Source organism: Azonexus sp. GW821-FHT04F04, assembly GCF_059420025.1.
In genome coordinates this window covers 60,011-74,793 of the sequence record NZ_JBWKSX010000011.1, presented here as the reverse complement: position 1 = coordinate 74,793, position 14,783 = coordinate 60,011, and the positions used below count along the sequence as shown (strand labels likewise).

Below are 14,783 nucleotides of genomic sequence, written 5' to 3'. Positions count from 1 at the left end.
TATCGCGACCGGAGATTCAAATGATTGACCAACTGATTGTGTTATCCCTGCTGCGCCAAGACATCGAGGCCGGGAATATCAACCGTGCCTACGGCGTCCTGGCCGAGTTGAGTGCAACCGCTGAGCGTGCCATTCACCATCGTGGATCGCTGGTCTTCATGTTTCAGGGCTACGACCGTGACAAACGGGAAATCTATTCGATCCCGGAAGTACGCGAGTTCTTCAACAATCTCGCCAATGCATGGCCGTACTGGGCCTGGTTTATGGAGCCGGAACCCGATATGCCCTTCGTTTCGCTGCTCATGTCGCTACTCACTCCAGGGAAGACGGTTGCCGATGGGAAGCGCCTCGGTTGGTCGACCAAGCCTGGCAACATCGCACTGACCCTTGATGATCTGCTCACGTCGGTCGATGAATTCGCCGGTAGGCTGAACCTCCCCGCCTCTCTGGTCAATGAAACCAAACATCGCTTTGCAACCACAGTCCGCGAATCATTTTCCATTGTCGACGGGGTGTAATAATGAATCCCGAACGGCTTGTCGCCCAAATTATCCGTGCGGAAAACTCTCTATGGCTGGAAAAGGACGAACTGATCCAACTTCCGGAAGATCCGCAAGCACGCCTGCTTCTGCTTCGTGAAATTGTCGGTGGTAGCATCGAGGCCGTTCCGTTGAACGCCGAGCGGCACCTCGTTATGAACGCCAATGGGAAGCTGCAGGATCACAAAGTGAACATTACGGCCACCATGATGGCTTCGATCAACGAGTCCATCATGCCCGACGACTACATCGCCGGACCTGCTGTTCTGGTTTATACCGAAATCCTGTGTTGAATCCCATGTCAAATTGCTCACTCTGCCCTGCCCTCTGCCAGTCGCGCACGAAGATCGTTGCGCCAACCCCATGCCCCAAGAATGGCCTGCTTGCCATTGGCGAAGCGCCTGGCGCCGATGAAGACCGTATAGGTGAGGGTTTTGTCGGCCGCGCTGGAAAGACGTTGGATGCACTCATGCTTGAGCATGGGATCGAGCGTCACCAATACGGGCGCGGCAACCTGGTCCGTTGTCGCCCTGCCGATAACAGGAAACCAACCCGGGCTGAAATTGAAGCCTGCTTGCCAAAGCTGGCCGAACTACTGTTGCGAACCACGCCACGAGTAATCGTTACCGTCGGTGCGTTGCCCACAGCCGCCCTGCTCGGGGGCGGATCGCTGTCAGCAAAGATCGCAGAGGCGGCTGCAAACGACGGCTGGCCGAATCCGGTGGCCGCCCACCCTGCCCTTCGTGATGCGCTTGGTCAATTCCCTGTGCGAATCTTCCCTACCGTGCATACAAGCCCGCTGTCGTGGAATCGAAACGCCCCAGATGGAACAAAGTGGTCCATCATAGGCCGCCAGCAGATAGCACGCGCTGCGCTTGCATTGAACGGAGGGTTCGCAAAATGATCGGTGCCATCCTTCAGCATCTCATATTGCTCTTTACCTTTCGCCACAATGGCGCAGGCCTGCCTTCTCGCGGCCCTATCCCCTACGCACTGCTTGCCGGCGCTGCCGTAACGACGACAATTCGCGGCACATTGGATATCGGGGACTTCATCAGTGCCTTCGTCCTGGCCGTCATTGGCATTGGGATCATCATCTTCGCAGCAAAGCGCAGGCCTGCCTTGATGGCTCCGATCGCGCTTGCATGTTTGGGCGGTGACTTTATGGCGATCGTCACGATGCTGGCCAGCCAGCCTATCCTGACGACAGCCGTTACCGTCTGGCAAATTGCAGCGATCACCTTTTTCTCCATCAAGCATTCGTCGGCAGAAAATCTATAGTGGGCTGCCTGGAAAAATAACCGACTGAATTGCGCCAATTTAGCCCCTAGAAATCCAATCGCCAGTCCGTAGCATGATCAATGGAACCTTAAATCTATTGACTCGTGACCTACCGCGCCATCCTTCTCATCTCGCTCCAACATCTGATGCACATCCCGAAAATTGTCGATTGTGAGAATCTCGCTTCGTGCAAAGCACTGCTGTGGATTCACGACGGCCAAGCCGTTGTGCTGCTCGTCGATCTCGGGACAGGTGTTTCGGTGGCCAGCTCGGCTGACATGCTCATCCCCTATGTCATCACCACGGCGCTCTATTCGGCAAGTGAACGAATTCACTGGTCAAGAACGCGCTGGTTTCAGTGCGACATGGATGGTTGCTTTGACGAAATTCAGCTGGAGCGCTACCAGGGAGGAATGTCAGCGGAAATTACATGGCTGCCCCGCCCTCGCCCACTCAGGACCGCAGTCGGATTTGCATCATTGGTTGCCAGCGAAGGATTCAATGTACTAGATTCGATCGCCGATTTCGTAGCAACTCAGCGCGAGATTGCTGCAAGCGATGCTGACCGTGCCAGGAGTCTTCATTCCTGTGGAAACTAGCACCTCTCCGATGATCCCTGAGCGCATGAGTACAACGCAGTATCGTGCAATGCTCGCAACCGGTCAGATCCCAAAGGTCAAGATCAAACGCGCCACGCCGGAAGAAGATCTACATCGGAACTGCATGGAGTGGGTTCAGCGATGCACTGGGCGTTACCCTATCCTTCGCTGGATGATCCATGTGCCAAACGGTGGCAAACGGCCAAAGGGAGAGGCTGGAAAGCTCAAGGCGATGGGAACGAAGCCTGGCTACCCTGACCTCACGTTACCTCGTCGACATTCCCGCTGGGCAGGATTGGCCGTCGAGTTGAAGTCACCTAACGGACCGGTAAGTCCCGACCAAAAAGACTGGCTGAGTGCCTTTGTTGCCGATGGATGGCTCGTCGCCGTCTGTCGATCACTGGACGAGTTCATGGCCGTCGTGCATGTGTTTCTTGAAGGTGGGGATGAGTCGTCCCTGCCAACGTTATGGCGCCCGGCTCGCCCCTAGCCGGAAATCAACTTTTTTCACTTAGGAGTTTTCATGAACAAAAACGAACTGATCGATGCGGTTGCGGCTGAAGCAGGTAGCACCAAGGCCGAAAGCGGTCGTATCCTGGATGCGTTTATCAACCAGATCACCACGGCGGTTGCCAGCGGTGACAAAGTAACCCTGGTGGGATTCGGCACGTTCCAGTCGGCCAAGCGTGCCGCGAAGACCGGCCGCAACCCGAAGACCGGCGCGACGCTCGAAATTCCGGCATCGGTGACGCCGAAGTTTTCCGCTGGCGCTACGTTCAAGGCCCGGGTCAAAGCCGGCAAGTAACCTTGCCACTGCAGATTAAAAAGGCCCTTGCGGGCCTTTTTTACGTCTGTCAGGTCAAGAAACCTGTTCTACCATCATCTCGGTACAGTGCCCTTCCCTACGCCAAGCACCAACAACGAATAGGCTGCCATCCGTCAGTTTCAGATGAAGTTCCTCGTCTCCGGCCGGGGATTCCTTGATTGCGGCTTCATCTATGGTTTTCCCTCGAAGGGCTTCAATCTCCATACATCACGCGCGTTTCTTTTGTTTAGCCGTCGACATCAGGGTGGCAAAGAAACCGTCACGAACAACAGCGTTCTCCAGTGCATCGTCGATCGACACGTCGACTGCAAACTTTGCCTTGCGAAGCGCCGCTTTCCCAGGCAACGACCGGATGTATTTCTGCCAGAGCTCGTTACGCTGCTCTGTATCCAGTGCTGACCAAATGTCATTTCCAAGCTTCAGGAACTCGGCCTGCTCCTGATTGCCCAGTTCCTGTTGAAGGTTCAACTGCTCCTGGCGCTTGACCTGATCAACTACCTTCTTCTCGGTTCGCTGAACCGTTTCCTTTTCCGTGAGAGAAAGCATTACGCCTTCTCTGAGCATCTTCATGAAGTAAGCCGATGGACGTTTGATATCTTGCTTGATACGACGGTGGCGTACCAATTCGATGACCTGCTCAATACGCCGATTGGTGTAAACCTCGCGCCGCGACATGATTTCATCGAAATCGCTTGTGCTCAATCCAAACTCTTCGGATAACGTCTGGTAGAGCTTCTGCAACTCCGTTTCCAACGGACTTGATCGTGCTGCAAAAGCGGGATTGCGCTGGACTAAGAAATTCACCATCGTAACCCGCCGCATTTCCCGCTTTTCCTCGAGGATGACGAAGATATCGGAAAGTTCGTTGATTTGATCGATGGCTGCCTTGAGAACGTCTCGCTTGAGGAATTTGTACTCCTGGAGCGATTTCTTGCTCGCTACCTTGAACCAGTCCTTAACGGCATCGACTGACATCCAGCCAGTTTCGCCTTTGTCTCGAACGCGCAGCATACGCTCGTAGAGTGAATAGGCGTAAGCCGAAGTGAAGGCGCCACCGATGCGAAGAGAAAGATAACTCGCATCTGTCGGAGCCTGGAGAAGTCGAGCAATCTCTTCTGGCAGCTTGAAGTTCAATCTGCCTCCTGCCATGACGAACGTGCCTAGCATCGGAACAGACGCGTAAATATCCTTGGAGCTGTCGGCTGCATCGATTACAGATACCTGAATAGCGGCCTTCTGAGATTCGCGAAGAGCCAACCGCAAGTGTTTGTCATTCCGGGATCCGCCAAAGTTGGCCAGCCACTTGAAGTAGCCAAGATCTACATCCCAGATGCCTTTGGTAGCATTCTCAGACGCAATGAAGTGAAGCGCATTGATTGCGCGTCGGCTGACCAGGCTTAGATCGGCAACGTTGATCAGAGCGTCGCTTTTCTGAAAACCAAAATCTGCCGGTGACTCCGATATCTTGACATCGTTGATACCGAAGTCAGAAAACATCGCCAAGGCTAGTTGGTGAGTTGGTACATCTGGAGTCATGGCAGCTCAACCGGCTCAATAAGATGAGCAGCACAATGCTGCATAAGGTGAGTAGTGTCAACACAAATAACCTCACCTTTGAATTCCCTGTTGTCCTACGGGTAAACGATCCGTTTTAGGGTTTACAAAAAGCCTAAGTAAAAAAAGCTAAGCAAGCTTCTTTATAAAGCAATAGCACAGCAGGAGAAGAAAAAACAACACTAAAACAAAAGCTTAACCTCGTAAGGTGAGGGTCAATGTGCTGTAGGTGTGACTGTTTGTGCTGTAGGTGAGAATTCTTGTGAAGTTCAAAGGTGAGAATGGTTGTGCCGTAGGTGAGAGAACTTGTGACAAAGGTGAGCGTTCTTGTGCAAACAGGTGAGGAATTTTGTGCAAACACGGATGGCCTCGAAACCCTTGTGTTTCAAGGCTTCTAGGATTGGTGAGAAAACTTGTGCTGTTGGTGAGTCTTTTTGTGCGGCCCTGGCGGAAGGTTATCCACAGATACGGCGTATTTAAGGTTCGAACCGATCTTTCTGCACAGAAATCCTCACCTTTCGTTATCGGTTGCAGGCAAAGGTGAGTCTTATTGTGCTCAAGGGATGGGGATCTACTCCTGAGAGTGAAAGGTGAGGCCATTTGTGCGTGGTTTGTGGACGTGGGTACTCACATTCCCCGGATGGCCCAGATTTAAAGGGGATGCCGGGGCCTAAATGTGCTTTTCCCCCGGAATTACCGTGAAACATGCACAAGGAGGCTCACCTTTGGGCCTGGGCGCAAAGGGGGACAGGCGCTTCCAGAGCGCCGCTATTCGAGGAAAGGTATTGTTATCAGTTGGTTAGCTGATACAGCCAGGCAAAGGTGAGCTATCTTGTGCAGCGATCAGATCGAATTGATTGAATTGCACTGCACAAACAGCCTCACCTTTCAGGAGCGGAAATTATTGAGAACCCGCTTGAATGCTGGATTCCTGGCGCTTGAGCTTGGCCAGGCCGTCACGAACCTTGGTTTCGTCGACGATGATGCCCATGGGGGCTGAACAACTGAATGCGCTTTTGATCAATCGCTTCTGATCGTCAGTGGGTTCGCCATGAAGAGCGACATGGGTGGTGTACCAGAAGAATGCTGGGGAATACTTGATCCGCTTCCAGTTCGATGCCTCTGAAACATTGACGCCACAAGCGTCTCCGACGAATTTGACCTGCTCATGAAGGGCAATGGCCTCTTCCGCTGTTCGGCTCGTCACGGCATTGGCAGAGGTAATCCCAACCAGTAGGAGATAGGTGAGAAGTCTTGTGCAAGCTTTCATTTCAGGGGCCATCCGGGCAAAGAAAACCTTCAACAGCCGCGTAGAGCGTGCACAAAAGAACTCACCTTTCGTGTGCCTTGGGCTGGTTCAATATAAAAGTTCGATAAAACAATGATGTGCAATTCGAACCTACAGTAGTTCTTTCAAAGCAGTCTGAAGGCCGGCCTCAATATCGAGGCTGTTCATTCCCTTGCAGGAAATTCGGATGGTGTCTTGGTAGACGGTTATCCGGACCTTTCGGTTGTTGATTTTGAGCGTACTGTCTTTGAGTGCGGTTGCTGTCGCCGGCGTTGTTCGAGAGCGGAGCCAGCTAATTACACCTGCTTGAGTGAGGGATCCGCTGACGACCTTTCTAAAGGCCTCTTCAACGAGGCTTGGGTGCTTCTTGTTGTAACCGGCTGATCTGAGATCGAATGCCAGGCTGGTGCCAAATAGTAGAGGTGAACCAGCGACCAATGCGGCAGCACCTTCGGACAAATCGTTAAAAGCCTTGGTCTTCGTGATGTATGGCCGCGGTCGACCAAGAATTCGAGCCACGGCATTGTCTGTCGTGGCGAAGCCATTTCCGAGAAGCATGTTGATGGTTTGGCAAACCTCCCAGTCCGATAATTCACGGCGTTGGAGGTTATCTGCGGCCAGTATTTTCGCGGCTTCTGCGTCAGAGAGAGAACGAATGATGGCTGTGATCTTCTCCCGGCCGAGAAGCTTGTGTGCTTCCCATCGGTTCTCTCCGCAGACCAGTTCGTATGCCTCGTGATCCCCGATCGGACGGACAAGGATTGGGCTTGCTAGATCGTTGTCGTCAATGGATAGCGCAAGCGCTGCGATGTGCTCTTGATCTCGACAGGCCCGCACTTGATACGGGCTCGTTTTGATCAAGTCTACAGGGAGATCAATGATGCGATCGTTCGCACCAACGGCAGCATCCGCGGTTGAGCGGATTGCTTTGGAAGCGGGAGCAACGCGATTGTTCATCGTTTGCTAGCGGCCCTGCCCTGCTCCAATGGCAAAACGCAGTACCTCGGCTGGAGCTTCCGGAGCTGCTGCTGGAGCGGCAGTCTGCTGGGAAGCTTCGTGTTCATGTGTGCGCTGCTGCATATCGTTGATGGTGCAGATTCGACCATCCAGAGAAGAGCCTTCGTGCAGTTGCAGCGTTCCGGCGGCAATGTCGCCATGTATCCGGGCGCTGGGGAGAACGATCAGTCGACCAGAAATCATGATGTTGCCGACGACCTCGCCAACGATGATGGCCCGGGGTCCGTAGATGTCGCCTTCCACCAAACCTTTGTCGTTGACAACCAACATGCCGTCGGTAAGGCCAAACTCAATGTTGCCTTTGACATGGCCATCAATCTTGATGCCACGTTGAAAGCGCAGGTTGCCTTCGAAGAACTCACCTTGTGCAATGATGGACTTGATGTTTTCCGCCTTCACGTCGATTGACTGGGGGGCTGGGCGTTCCATCACGACGGGAACGGACCGAGAAACAGGGGTATTGGCGGGGACAGTGGCAGGCTGCGGAACCGGGGCGACCGCAGTCGCCTGTTGATGAATGGACTGTGCGTTGGATTTGAATGGCCACATGGCGGTCTCTCCTTAGTTCAGGCGGATAACCGAGCGATCGGTTACCAAGGTCATGGAACGAGCATCAATACGAAGGATCTGCTCCCCCGAGGGCAAGCGGTCGCCAACATGGAGACGTTGGGGGGCATTCCCGCGACGCCCTTCGAGGGTTATGGCACCCTCCTGGATCGACTGCAGCCCAAACGCCTCCGCTGATGTGGTGACCAGGCGCTTAATGCCCTCTTCCGAGTTTTCGCGCTCGGTCGTCGCCACCTGTTTGGTTTGAGCCGGCGTTACGGTCTTGGCGGGAGGGACTGTTTTCTTCTCGGCATTTTGGGAATTTACTGTCGCAGGCGCAGGTTTCGGCGTGGCTGGTACGGGGAGAGCTGCTTGTGGTTGCACCGGCTTGGAAGTGGCTTGGGTTTGCGGGGAAACCGGGGAAGCTTTGGGTTGAGCTGCCGGCATCACCGGTTGAGTCACAGGTGAGAGTTTTTGTGCTTCGGCAATCTGAGCAGAAACCGGATTGGTTGACGCGGGAGCAACAGGGGTTGGCTGAGCCTTCGCCTCGACGACCTGGGGTACGGCGGAGTTAGTCGGTGCAGGGGATGAAGCGATGGTATTGGCGGCGATCGCAGCAGGGGCAGCCGCAGTCGCCAGAGTGGCCGGAACGGCAGCTGGAGCCGCCGGACTGACCACCGGCTCAAGTGCCGCCGGAGTGACATTGCCCTGCGCATTGGCAACCGGGCCGGGAAGGTTGGCAGGCGGTTGTACTTGATCGGGATCTGCAAGTCCAGGTGGAAGCTTCGCGGCAGGTTCTGGTGAGGTGGCAGCTTGCGAAGGCTGGGATGCTGCTGCGACCGGAGCTTGATCCTGCGTCTGTGGTGAGACAAAGATAGATGCCACGCCACCTACGGCGAAAACAGCTACCGCGCCGAGAATGAGAACCTGTGAAGTTTTGAGTCGCTTTCGGGTTGTCGGCTCCGCGTAATCTGCGTCGATGATTTGATCGTCCGGGATATCGACCGAAGGGACGGGAGAGCCAAGGTCGGCATCGATATGTATGCCAGCTTGCATGCTGTCGTTGACGATGAAATCATTTACGTCGACTGCATCTTTGGGTTGCTGCTTTCGTCCGAACATGAGACCTCCTAATGCGAAGGCCTACACGATAAAAAAAAAGCTCCGGTAATGCCCGGAGCTAAAAATCGGATTTTTCCCGATCATTTCTACCTGCTGAGACGATGGTGGGTCAGGTGGGTGTTTCGCCTTGAGCCAGCCCGAAACGCTTGCAAAGTTCTGACACCAGTTCAGCACGCTTCGTCGGATCCTCTAGCTTCACTTCCAGCATGACCTTTCCAGAGTCCCATTCTTTGATCGTACCAATTTGGCTGGCGCCGGTCACGATGCGGTATTGGCGAGCACCTTCCCGTGGTTTGCGATGTTTGGGGTTCTCCAACCCCTTTCGCGCTGTTTCGATGTCACGGCGACTTACCTCGCCCTGGCGAACCTGCTTTGCCATTTCAAGGGTCTTATCTGATGTAGCTGCTTTCGAGAACATCAACAGTTCGTACAGGACAGAAAGGCCAAACGCATTGGGTGCTTGCTTGACTTCCTCAAGGGTCTCTTCAGGGAGTTGCAGAAGAGCCAAGGTCTTGTTGATTGAAGGCAGGGAGATGGCGTTGGCTTCAGCCAGTTCGGTTTCCGAGGCGTAGAGTTTGTCCTTCAGCGCATGGGACCAGGAAATAGCATTATCTAGCGCAGACTGTCCTTCGCGTTCGTTGTTTTCTTTGTAAGATAGTTCGAACAACTGACGGTCTGACATGTCCTCCCGGAGAATCAGTTTCAAGGTCGGAAGACCGGCCACCTTGGCGCCACGGAAGCGATAGTGCCCTGCTGCAAGTACGTAGCGCCCGTTACGAATGGTCGCCAGAGCTGGCTGCAACTGACCGTCTGCAGCCAGGGTGATTGCCATTTCCTTGATCCGCTCTTCGCGGTAGATGTAACGCGCGTTGTACGGATTGGTATCAATTAGATCGAGAGGGACCGCATAGATGGTCTCACCTTCGTGGACACCAATGGGCAAGATGCTGGACGTACGTTGTTGGGTCGGGGGAATGCTTTTGACGGACGCAGACACCGACGCAGGCGCCTCGGTAACAACCGCGGGGGCTTTTGATAACGGATTTGGCACTTGACCTGCCAGCGCGAGGCGGTCCTTCAAGCTAGGAAGCGGAGCGGTGTCCATGTCTTCCTCACGGGCTCGCCGAGAGGTTCTACTAGCGGCTTTTTCAGTCATGATTATGCCCTCCCCTTTGCTTTTCCGTTCTTCTTGGGAATTCCAAGATGATCGCTGATCTCATCGGCCAGAGCGTTCAGTTCTGCGGCGGCCGGTGTTTTTCCATTGGGGTCGAGCCAATGAATTGCGCAATGCCGGGCTTGGGCTTCGGCAAAGACGGCACGTTGGGTGATTACTGTATTTAGGACGGGCTCGGCCGCATTGGTCCGCAGGGTTTCGACGGCCTTGGTGTGGAACAGTCCTCGGCGAAACTGATTTACAAAATAGACGATTTTGACTGCGGGGTTTTCTTCGCGTGCTTTGGCTGCGAATTCGCCGGCCTGAATGGAGGAAATGACATCCCCTAAGTTTGGCGGAACGGGAATCAGGATTAGGTCGGCGGCGACCAGCGATTGCCAGCACAGGTCGTCTTTGAGTTCCGGGGGGCAGTCGATGAAAATCAAATCAGATTGCTCGGACAGCGCTGACAGTTCAGACAGATACTTTTCGCCGAAATGCGCCATAGGTGCGACAAAGGTTTCCACACGATCCCGAGCGCGCTGAGTCCCCCACAGAAATGACGCGGTAGATTGGGTATCGATGTCGGCGACAGTGGTGCTATAGCCACGGCGCCCGAAGGTGTCCGCAAGTTGAGCTGCAGTCGTGGTCTTGCCGGACCCACCCTTTTGGTTGAAGCAAGTAATGATCTTGGATTGCATTGTGGCTTCCTTTCGTACTTTCACCGGTGAAAGTTGAAGACGACAAAACGAGAAAATAAAACACGGAAACAATGATAGGAAGTATTTAGACGGATGGCAAATATAATTGCTGTCGTTGTAGTGACCGAAGTTTTTTTGAACCGGACTTTCACCGGTGAAAGCTGTCAGTCGCCGCCACCCTTTGTATTTGGCGGCTGTGATCGTCACTGTGTTTCGGTGGGGTTGCTGGTGGTTGCGGGTGCTGTCAGCATCGCAACTTTCACCGGTGAAAGTTGACTCCATCTCGTTTGGTTTTGTTTTCTGAGTGGTGGCACTGCTCAGGGGGGTGATGTTGGTCGGCGTGTTGCTCCGTATTGATCCAGGCGGCGAGGCGAATTCGCGAGGCGACTGTTCTGCTGGAGCCAACTTTCACCGGTGAAAGTGACGCGGAACGAGAGGCGATTGAAGAATTTGCGGACTTGTTTTTGGTTGTGTTTGTGAAAGACTAGCGCAATAGGTAACCAGTGAGGTAACAGATGAGCAAGCCACAAGTATTCCAAGTGCCGCGTACCGCTGAGGGTGTTTCAGAAATACTGAAGCATCTTTCTCTGGCGATACCTGATCGCGCCGGTTACCTTGCGATAAGCCAGGCTGAAGCAACGAAGTTTTCTGAGGCTGTAACGAAGGTTGCCAACAAGGCGCCCGATTCCGAAACCATCTTGGAATATGTGCGGAACGTAGTCGCTGCAGCACATCCGGATGCGCGAACTGCCGCAGCAATGACTGGATACCGAGCTATTGAAATTGTGACGCTGATCGACATCGCGAAACGTGAAGGACGGTCGTTTCGCAATGCGGTTCGTATGGTGCTGGCCGACGGCAATAGGAATGAACAGGGCACCGCACTTGCCTATCTTCAGAGTTTGATTGAAGAAAACGGTGTTTCAGCAGATGGATTTGGTGTGGCGACATTAACTAACGAATCACCGCAATCCGATGTAATAAACAAAGAACAACTGCAAGGGCGCGAAGCTGCCAACAATGTTCGCGAACTTAGGCCGGAAAAACAACACCAAGAGCCTCCGACGACTGCGAAGTCGGGCGGCCAGGCTCAAGAGCGCCACAGTGATGCAGCAAAGAAGCAATACGGTGAAAGCATCCACGTATATGCGGGCAAAGCGGCCCTGTGTTTTGCCGAATGTATGACTCGACAGGAAGACAAGGCAACGCTGATGATCGAGGTCGCACAGGCGAGCGGCGATGGCTACAACTGGCAAGACAAAATCATGTTGATGCTGACGCCCGCGGAGTTGCCATTGGTACTGGGCTTCTTCGTTGGCTATCTCGACAAACTTGAGTTGAAGGGACACGGCCGGCAACAAGAAAAGGCGATGACGCTGACCAATCAGGGGAATCAGTTTTTCATTACCATGATCATGAGGGGGCAGGCACCCAGGGCGGTCCCTGTTCCAGCCAAAGACAGCTACCCGGTACTCACCATGTTGCTTCGCCAGATGTTGAAAAATGATCCACACCTGACGGCGCAATTGATATTGCAGTTCTCCAAGCGCATCTGCGAGATGCACACGGCAGAACGGAAGACTGCGGTGGTGGCAAATGGCTGACCAAATCGGAGAGGTGCTGTACCGGCGCTTGAAAGCAGTCCAGCGTGAGTTTGGCCTGGCTCGCTTCGAGCTTGGTACGCTGCTTGAGGTATTTCGATCCAATGAAACCCTGTGGAAGGGCAGGGGAGAATCCTTCAGCTCATTTCTCGAGGAAGAACGCATCCAGGCAAACGGCGCTCAGCAATTCATGCGGGTCGCAAAAAAATTCGTCTTGGAATTAGGGTTGTCTGACACGGAATTGGCTGAGCTAGCCTGCGTCAATTTTCGGATTTTGGATATCGCTGCGCGCATCATTACACCCGAGAACAAAGAGGAGGTTATGGCTCTCGTCCTGGCCCTTGGTGAGCGCGATGCAAAAGTCGCGCTTGCGGAAATGGCAGATCCCGAACAAGCCACAAGCACAGCGTCCTCCGTTTCGTCGCCCGTCAAATCGCTGATGCGCCGCTATCGCGAGTTGCCGGATGATTACCGCCTTGAATTTTTATCGCAAGTAAATCCACGCCGGAATCATGACCGACAGCCTGTCCGCGAACACCGCTGACCGCGTGGTCAAAGCCCTCGGCCTATCAAGCCGGGGAGAGCTGTTGCGCTGGGTTCCGAAGGGCTACAGGGACTTTCGCAAGCCGTATCGATCAATCCAGGCATGCGAGGGGCGGGGAAGGGTTGCGGTAATCGTTACGATCAGATCGAGACGTGACTACAGTCGCGATGGTATCCCAATGGGCAGGTATGCCGATCAAAGGCCGTTCCGGATATCGATGCGCGTAGTCGACACAACTGGATTCGAGTGTTGGATGACCGTGTTTGGTGCAGTGTTCCCCTGGAAAGAAGTGCGAGAAGGGCAGAGCGTTGCAGTGTTTGCGGAAACAGAAGTCTGGAGTGGACAACTTCAGCTGAAGTCCCCCGAATTGATCCCAGATCATTTGGTCGGGAAGATGAACGCCCTGTATCGCGGCAAACGGGGGAAAGCTTCCGTCGAGGCGGTTGGCACGGCCATTGGCGAGGTGTTACAGGAAGGGATTTCATCGGGCGTTCAAGCGTTGGTCGAAGATATAGGCCTCCACGAGGAAGACATCCTGTCCAGGATTGGTAGTCGATATCGAACGCTCACAGAGTTCTTTCTGTCGCTGCATCAACCACCGGATCTGAAAGAGGCGTTTCGGGCCTTGGACGACGCGAGGATGATCACGGCGTTTCACCTCAAGAACATGGCACGGAAGGTGAAGGATCGAGCGCCGGCCGCTGCCTCATGTCTCAGTCTGAACGATGAGGTGCTAACAGATCTGATCGGTGGTTTGCCCTATTCGCTCACTAGGGACCAACGTCAGGCAATTGGGGAAATTGTGGCCGATTTGCAGGGGCCAGTCCCAATGCGACGACTACTGTCGGGAGACGTCGGTACCGGCAAAACAGTGACATTTCTGGTACCAGCCATTGCGGCGATCCGAGCGGGCTCTGTGGTCGCGATCATCTGCCCGAATGTTCTTCTGGCAAAGCAACTGACCGACGAGGCAAACGCCTATTTCCCTGGCACCAGGAGTGTTCTGGTAACAAGTGGCGCGAAGAAGTCCATTCAAAGAGAGGCCTTGCTTATAGGCACTACCGCCCTGATTTCGGCTATGGGGAAAGCAAATCTGGTACCGGATTTTCTGATCTGCGATGAACAACATCGTCTTGGTCGCGGCCAGAGAGAGGCGTTACTGGCCGAGCACACCAATTTTCTCGAAGCAACGGCAACAGCAATCCCGAGGACTATAGCAATTGCAACTCACGGAGGCATGGATGTGTCGGTTCTTCGTACCTGCCCCGTCCAAAAAGATATTGTTACCCGTCTGGTGACACCGGCCGACAGGGAGAAGCTATTCGATTTCCTGGGGGAGATTGCAAAAAAAGGTGGCCAGATTGCCATCATTTATCCACGGTTGGACGATGACGGTGGCCCCAAATCAAGTGTAGTCGCAGCGGCAAAGCACTGGGAGCGTTTGTTCCCTGGGCAGGTAGCAATGCTTCATGGTCGCTTGAGTGAGCAGGCGAAACTTGATGCCCTGGAAGCAATTAAGCGCGGCGATCGGAAAGTGTTGGTGGCATCGTCCGTGATCGTAAGTGGGTGTGACGATCAAGGGGCTTCGGGGGGTGATGGTTGTTGATGCAGAACGCTACGGCGTGAGTCAACTGCATCAGATTCGCGGTCGTCTGGCGAGAGAGGGGGGGAAGGGATACATGTTCTTGTATCTGACTTCCCCGCCGGAGGAGTACGAGCGTGAAACAATTGATCGTTTGCGTCTGGTAGAAGCGGAGCGAGACGGTTTCGAACTAGCCGAGAAGGATGCCTATGCACGAGGTTTTGGAGACATGTCAGAGGATGGCGATCAACAAAATGGGCGTCTGCCGACTTTGTTTTATGGAATACGCCTAAGGCCTGATGACCTACTGGAAAGATAATCGTGCGTGGGCGGCACGTGCTATAAGACATGTGCAAATAATTCGCATTTCCGACTATATTCAGAACAGCAAACCGTGATGAAGTTGTTAGTCAGCGTGGCGTCAGCAGCG

Annotated in this window: 19 protein-coding genes; 11 read left to right on the top strand and 8 right to left on the bottom strand. The window is 54.0% G+C overall.

Going from position 1 to position 14,783, the window contains the following annotated elements; translation table 11 throughout:
• Window positions 1-20 precede the first annotated feature (20 nt).
• Window positions 21-518 carry a hypothetical protein gene (locus AC07TV_RS18600; protein WP_494649861.1) on the top strand — a complete coding sequence of 166 codons (498 nt, stop codon included), beginning with the start codon at window positions 21-23 and terminating at the stop codon, window positions 516-518.
• Window positions 519-520: 2 nt separating this feature from the next.
• Entirely contained in the window at window positions 521-832 is a 312-nt protein-coding gene (locus AC07TV_RS18595; RefSeq protein WP_494649860.1) for a DUF3846 domain-containing protein, read from the top strand.
• Window positions 833-849: 17 nt separating this feature from the next.
• On the opposite strand, the gene AC07TV_RS18590 is transcribed toward AC07TV_RS18595, so the two are convergent.
• Window positions 850-1,035, bottom strand: coding sequence for a hypothetical protein (locus AC07TV_RS18590; RefSeq protein WP_494649931.1), 186 nt, complete (start codon window positions 1,033-1,035; stop codon window positions 850-852).
• Here AC07TV_RS18590 and AC07TV_RS18585 point away from each other — a divergent pair.
• The 5 genes from AC07TV_RS18585 (at window position 961) to AC07TV_RS18565 (ending at window position 3,224) form a co-directional block, all read left to right on the top strand.
• Window positions 961-1,443 carry a uracil-DNA glycosylase family protein gene (locus AC07TV_RS18585; protein WP_494649929.1) on the top strand — a complete coding sequence of 161 codons (483 nt, stop codon included), beginning with the start codon at window positions 961-963 and terminating at the stop codon, window positions 1,441-1,443. The two genes, AC07TV_RS18590 and AC07TV_RS18585, sit on opposite strands and share 75 nt — an antisense overlap.
• Window positions 1,440-1,820, top strand: a complete 381-nt coding sequence (locus tag AC07TV_RS18580; protein ID WP_494649859.1) for a hypothetical protein — start codon at window positions 1,440-1,442, stop codon at window positions 1,818-1,820. The genes AC07TV_RS18585 and AC07TV_RS18580 overlap by 4 nt, the downstream gene beginning before the upstream one ends.
• Before the next feature lie 104 nt (window positions 1,821-1,924).
• Complete coding sequence (locus AC07TV_RS18575) at window positions 1,925-2,419, top strand: hypothetical protein (RefSeq protein ID WP_494649858.1); 495 nt, start codon at window positions 1,925-1,927, stop codon at window positions 2,417-2,419.
• The gene (locus AC07TV_RS18570) at window positions 2,379-2,909 is read left to right on the top strand and encodes a VRR-NUC domain-containing protein (RefSeq protein WP_494649857.1); all 531 of its coding nucleotides are present in this window, start codon (window positions 2,379-2,381) and stop codon (window positions 2,907-2,909) included. The genes AC07TV_RS18575 and AC07TV_RS18570 overlap by 41 nt, the downstream gene beginning before the upstream one ends.
• Window positions 2,910-2,942: 33 nt before the next feature.
• Entirely contained in the window at window positions 2,943-3,224 is a 282-nt protein-coding gene (locus AC07TV_RS18565; RefSeq protein ID WP_494649856.1) for an HU family DNA-binding protein, read from the top strand.
• 228 nt (window positions 3,225-3,452) lie between these two features.
• Here AC07TV_RS18565 and AC07TV_RS18560 read toward each other — a convergent pair whose 3' ends face one another.
• The 7 genes from AC07TV_RS18560 to AC07TV_RS18530 form a co-directional block, all read right to left on the bottom strand.
• Entirely contained in the window at window positions 3,453-4,781 is a 1,329-nt protein-coding gene (locus tag AC07TV_RS18560; protein ID WP_494649855.1) for a hypothetical protein, read from the bottom strand.
• Window positions 4,782-5,700: 919 nt separating this feature from the next.
• A complete protein-coding gene (locus tag AC07TV_RS18555) occupies window positions 5,701-6,081 on the bottom strand; it encodes a hypothetical protein (protein WP_494649854.1) in 381 nt (126 codons plus the stop codon).
• A 117-nt stretch (window positions 6,082-6,198) separates the two neighbouring features.
• Window positions 6,199-7,044: a ParB/RepB/Spo0J family partition protein gene (locus AC07TV_RS18550; RefSeq protein ID WP_494649853.1), complete on the bottom strand. Its 846-nt coding sequence runs from the start codon at window positions 7,042-7,044 to the stop codon at window positions 6,199-6,201.
• 6 nt (window positions 7,045-7,050) lie between these two features.
• Window positions 7,051-7,653 carry a bactofilin family protein gene (locus AC07TV_RS18545; RefSeq protein WP_494649852.1) on the bottom strand — a complete coding sequence of 201 codons (603 nt, stop codon included), beginning with the start codon at window positions 7,651-7,653 and terminating at the stop codon, window positions 7,051-7,053.
• Window positions 7,654-7,665: 12 nt separating this feature from the next.
• On the bottom strand, window positions 7,666-8,772 hold the full coding sequence (locus AC07TV_RS18540; protein WP_494649851.1) for a hypothetical protein: 1,107 nt from the start codon (window positions 8,770-8,772) through the stop codon (window positions 7,666-7,668).
• Window positions 8,773-8,881: 109 nt separating this feature from the next.
• Complete coding sequence (locus AC07TV_RS18535) at window positions 8,882-9,928, bottom strand: ParB/RepB/Spo0J family partition protein (RefSeq protein WP_494649850.1); 1,047 nt, start codon at window positions 9,926-9,928, stop codon at window positions 8,882-8,884.
• A 2-nt stretch (window positions 9,929-9,930) separates the two neighbouring features.
• Window positions 9,931-11,031: a ParA family protein gene (locus AC07TV_RS18530; RefSeq protein ID WP_494649849.1), complete on the bottom strand. Its 1,101-nt coding sequence runs from the start codon at window positions 11,029-11,031 to the stop codon at window positions 9,931-9,933.
• Between the two features lie 110 nt (window positions 11,032-11,141).
• On the opposite strand from AC07TV_RS18530, the gene AC07TV_RS18525 reads away from it, so the two are divergent.
• The 4 genes from AC07TV_RS18525 (at window position 11,142) to AC07TV_RS18510 (ending at window position 14,672) form a co-directional block, all read left to right on the top strand.
• Entirely contained in the window at window positions 11,142-12,230 is a 1,089-nt protein-coding gene (locus AC07TV_RS18525) for a hypothetical protein (RefSeq protein WP_494649848.1), read from the top strand.
• The gene (locus tag AC07TV_RS18520; RefSeq protein WP_494649847.1) at window positions 12,223-12,771 is read left to right on the top strand and encodes a hypothetical protein; all 549 of its coding nucleotides are present in this window, start codon (window positions 12,223-12,225) and stop codon (window positions 12,769-12,771) included. Before AC07TV_RS18525 ends, AC07TV_RS18520 begins: the two co-directional genes overlap by 8 nt.
• A gap of 217 nt (window positions 12,772-12,988) precedes the next feature.
• Window positions 12,989-14,377: a DEAD/DEAH box helicase gene (locus AC07TV_RS18515; protein ID WP_494649846.1), complete on the top strand. Its 1,389-nt coding sequence runs from the start codon at window positions 12,989-12,991 to the stop codon at window positions 14,375-14,377.
• Entirely contained in the window at window positions 14,364-14,672 is a 309-nt protein-coding gene (locus tag AC07TV_RS18510) for a hypothetical protein (RefSeq protein ID WP_494649845.1), read from the top strand. The genes AC07TV_RS18515 and AC07TV_RS18510 overlap by 14 nt, the downstream gene beginning before the upstream one ends.
• Window positions 14,673-14,783 lie beyond the last annotated feature (111 nt).

Excerpts from the sequence above, each read along its gene's own strand:
- AC07TV_RS18600 (WP_494649861.1), top strand. The coding sequence starts at position 21 with ATGATTGACCAACTGATTGTGTTATCCCTGCTGCGCCAAGACATCGAG.
- AC07TV_RS18595 (WP_494649860.1), top strand. The coding sequence starts at position 521 with ATGAATCCCGAACGGCTTGTCGCCCAAATTATCCGTGCGGAAAACTCT.
- AC07TV_RS18580 (WP_494649859.1), top strand. The coding sequence starts at position 1,440 with ATGATCGGTGCCATCCTTCAGCATCTCATATTGCTCTTTACCTTTCGC.
- AC07TV_RS18570 (WP_494649857.1), top strand. The coding sequence starts at position 2,379 with ATGCTGACCGTGCCAGGAGTCTTCATTCCTGTGGAAACTAGCACCTCT.
- AC07TV_RS18565 (WP_494649856.1), top strand. The coding sequence starts at position 2,943 with ATGAACAAAAACGAACTGATCGATGCGGTTGCGGCTGAAGCAGGTAGC.
- AC07TV_RS18560 (WP_494649855.1), bottom strand. The coding sequence starts at position 4,781 with ATGACTCCAGATGTACCAACTCACCAACTAGCCTTGGCGATGTTTTCT.
- AC07TV_RS18555 (WP_494649854.1), bottom strand. The coding sequence starts at position 6,081 with ATGGCCCCTGAAATGAAAGCTTGCACAAGACTTCTCACCTATCTCCTA.
- AC07TV_RS18550 (WP_494649853.1), bottom strand. The coding sequence starts at position 7,044 with ATGAACAATCGCGTTGCTCCCGCTTCCAAAGCAATCCGCTCAACCGCG.
- AC07TV_RS18545 (WP_494649852.1), bottom strand. The coding sequence starts at position 7,653 with ATGTGGCCATTCAAATCCAACGCACAGTCCATTCATCAACAGGCGACT.
- AC07TV_RS18540 (WP_494649851.1), bottom strand. The coding sequence starts at position 8,772 with ATGTTCGGACGAAAGCAGCAACCCAAAGATGCAGTCGACGTAAATGAT.
- AC07TV_RS18535 (WP_494649850.1), bottom strand. The coding sequence starts at position 9,928 with ATGACTGAAAAAGCCGCTAGTAGAACCTCTCGGCGAGCCCGTGAGGAA.
- AC07TV_RS18525 (WP_494649848.1), top strand. The coding sequence starts at position 11,142 with ATGAGCAAGCCACAAGTATTCCAAGTGCCGCGTACCGCTGAGGGTGTT.
- AC07TV_RS18520 (WP_494649847.1), top strand. The coding sequence starts at position 12,223 with ATGGCTGACCAAATCGGAGAGGTGCTGTACCGGCGCTTGAAAGCAGTC.
- AC07TV_RS18515 (WP_494649846.1), top strand. The coding sequence starts at position 12,989 with ATGCGCGTAGTCGACACAACTGGATTCGAGTGTTGGATGACCGTGTTT.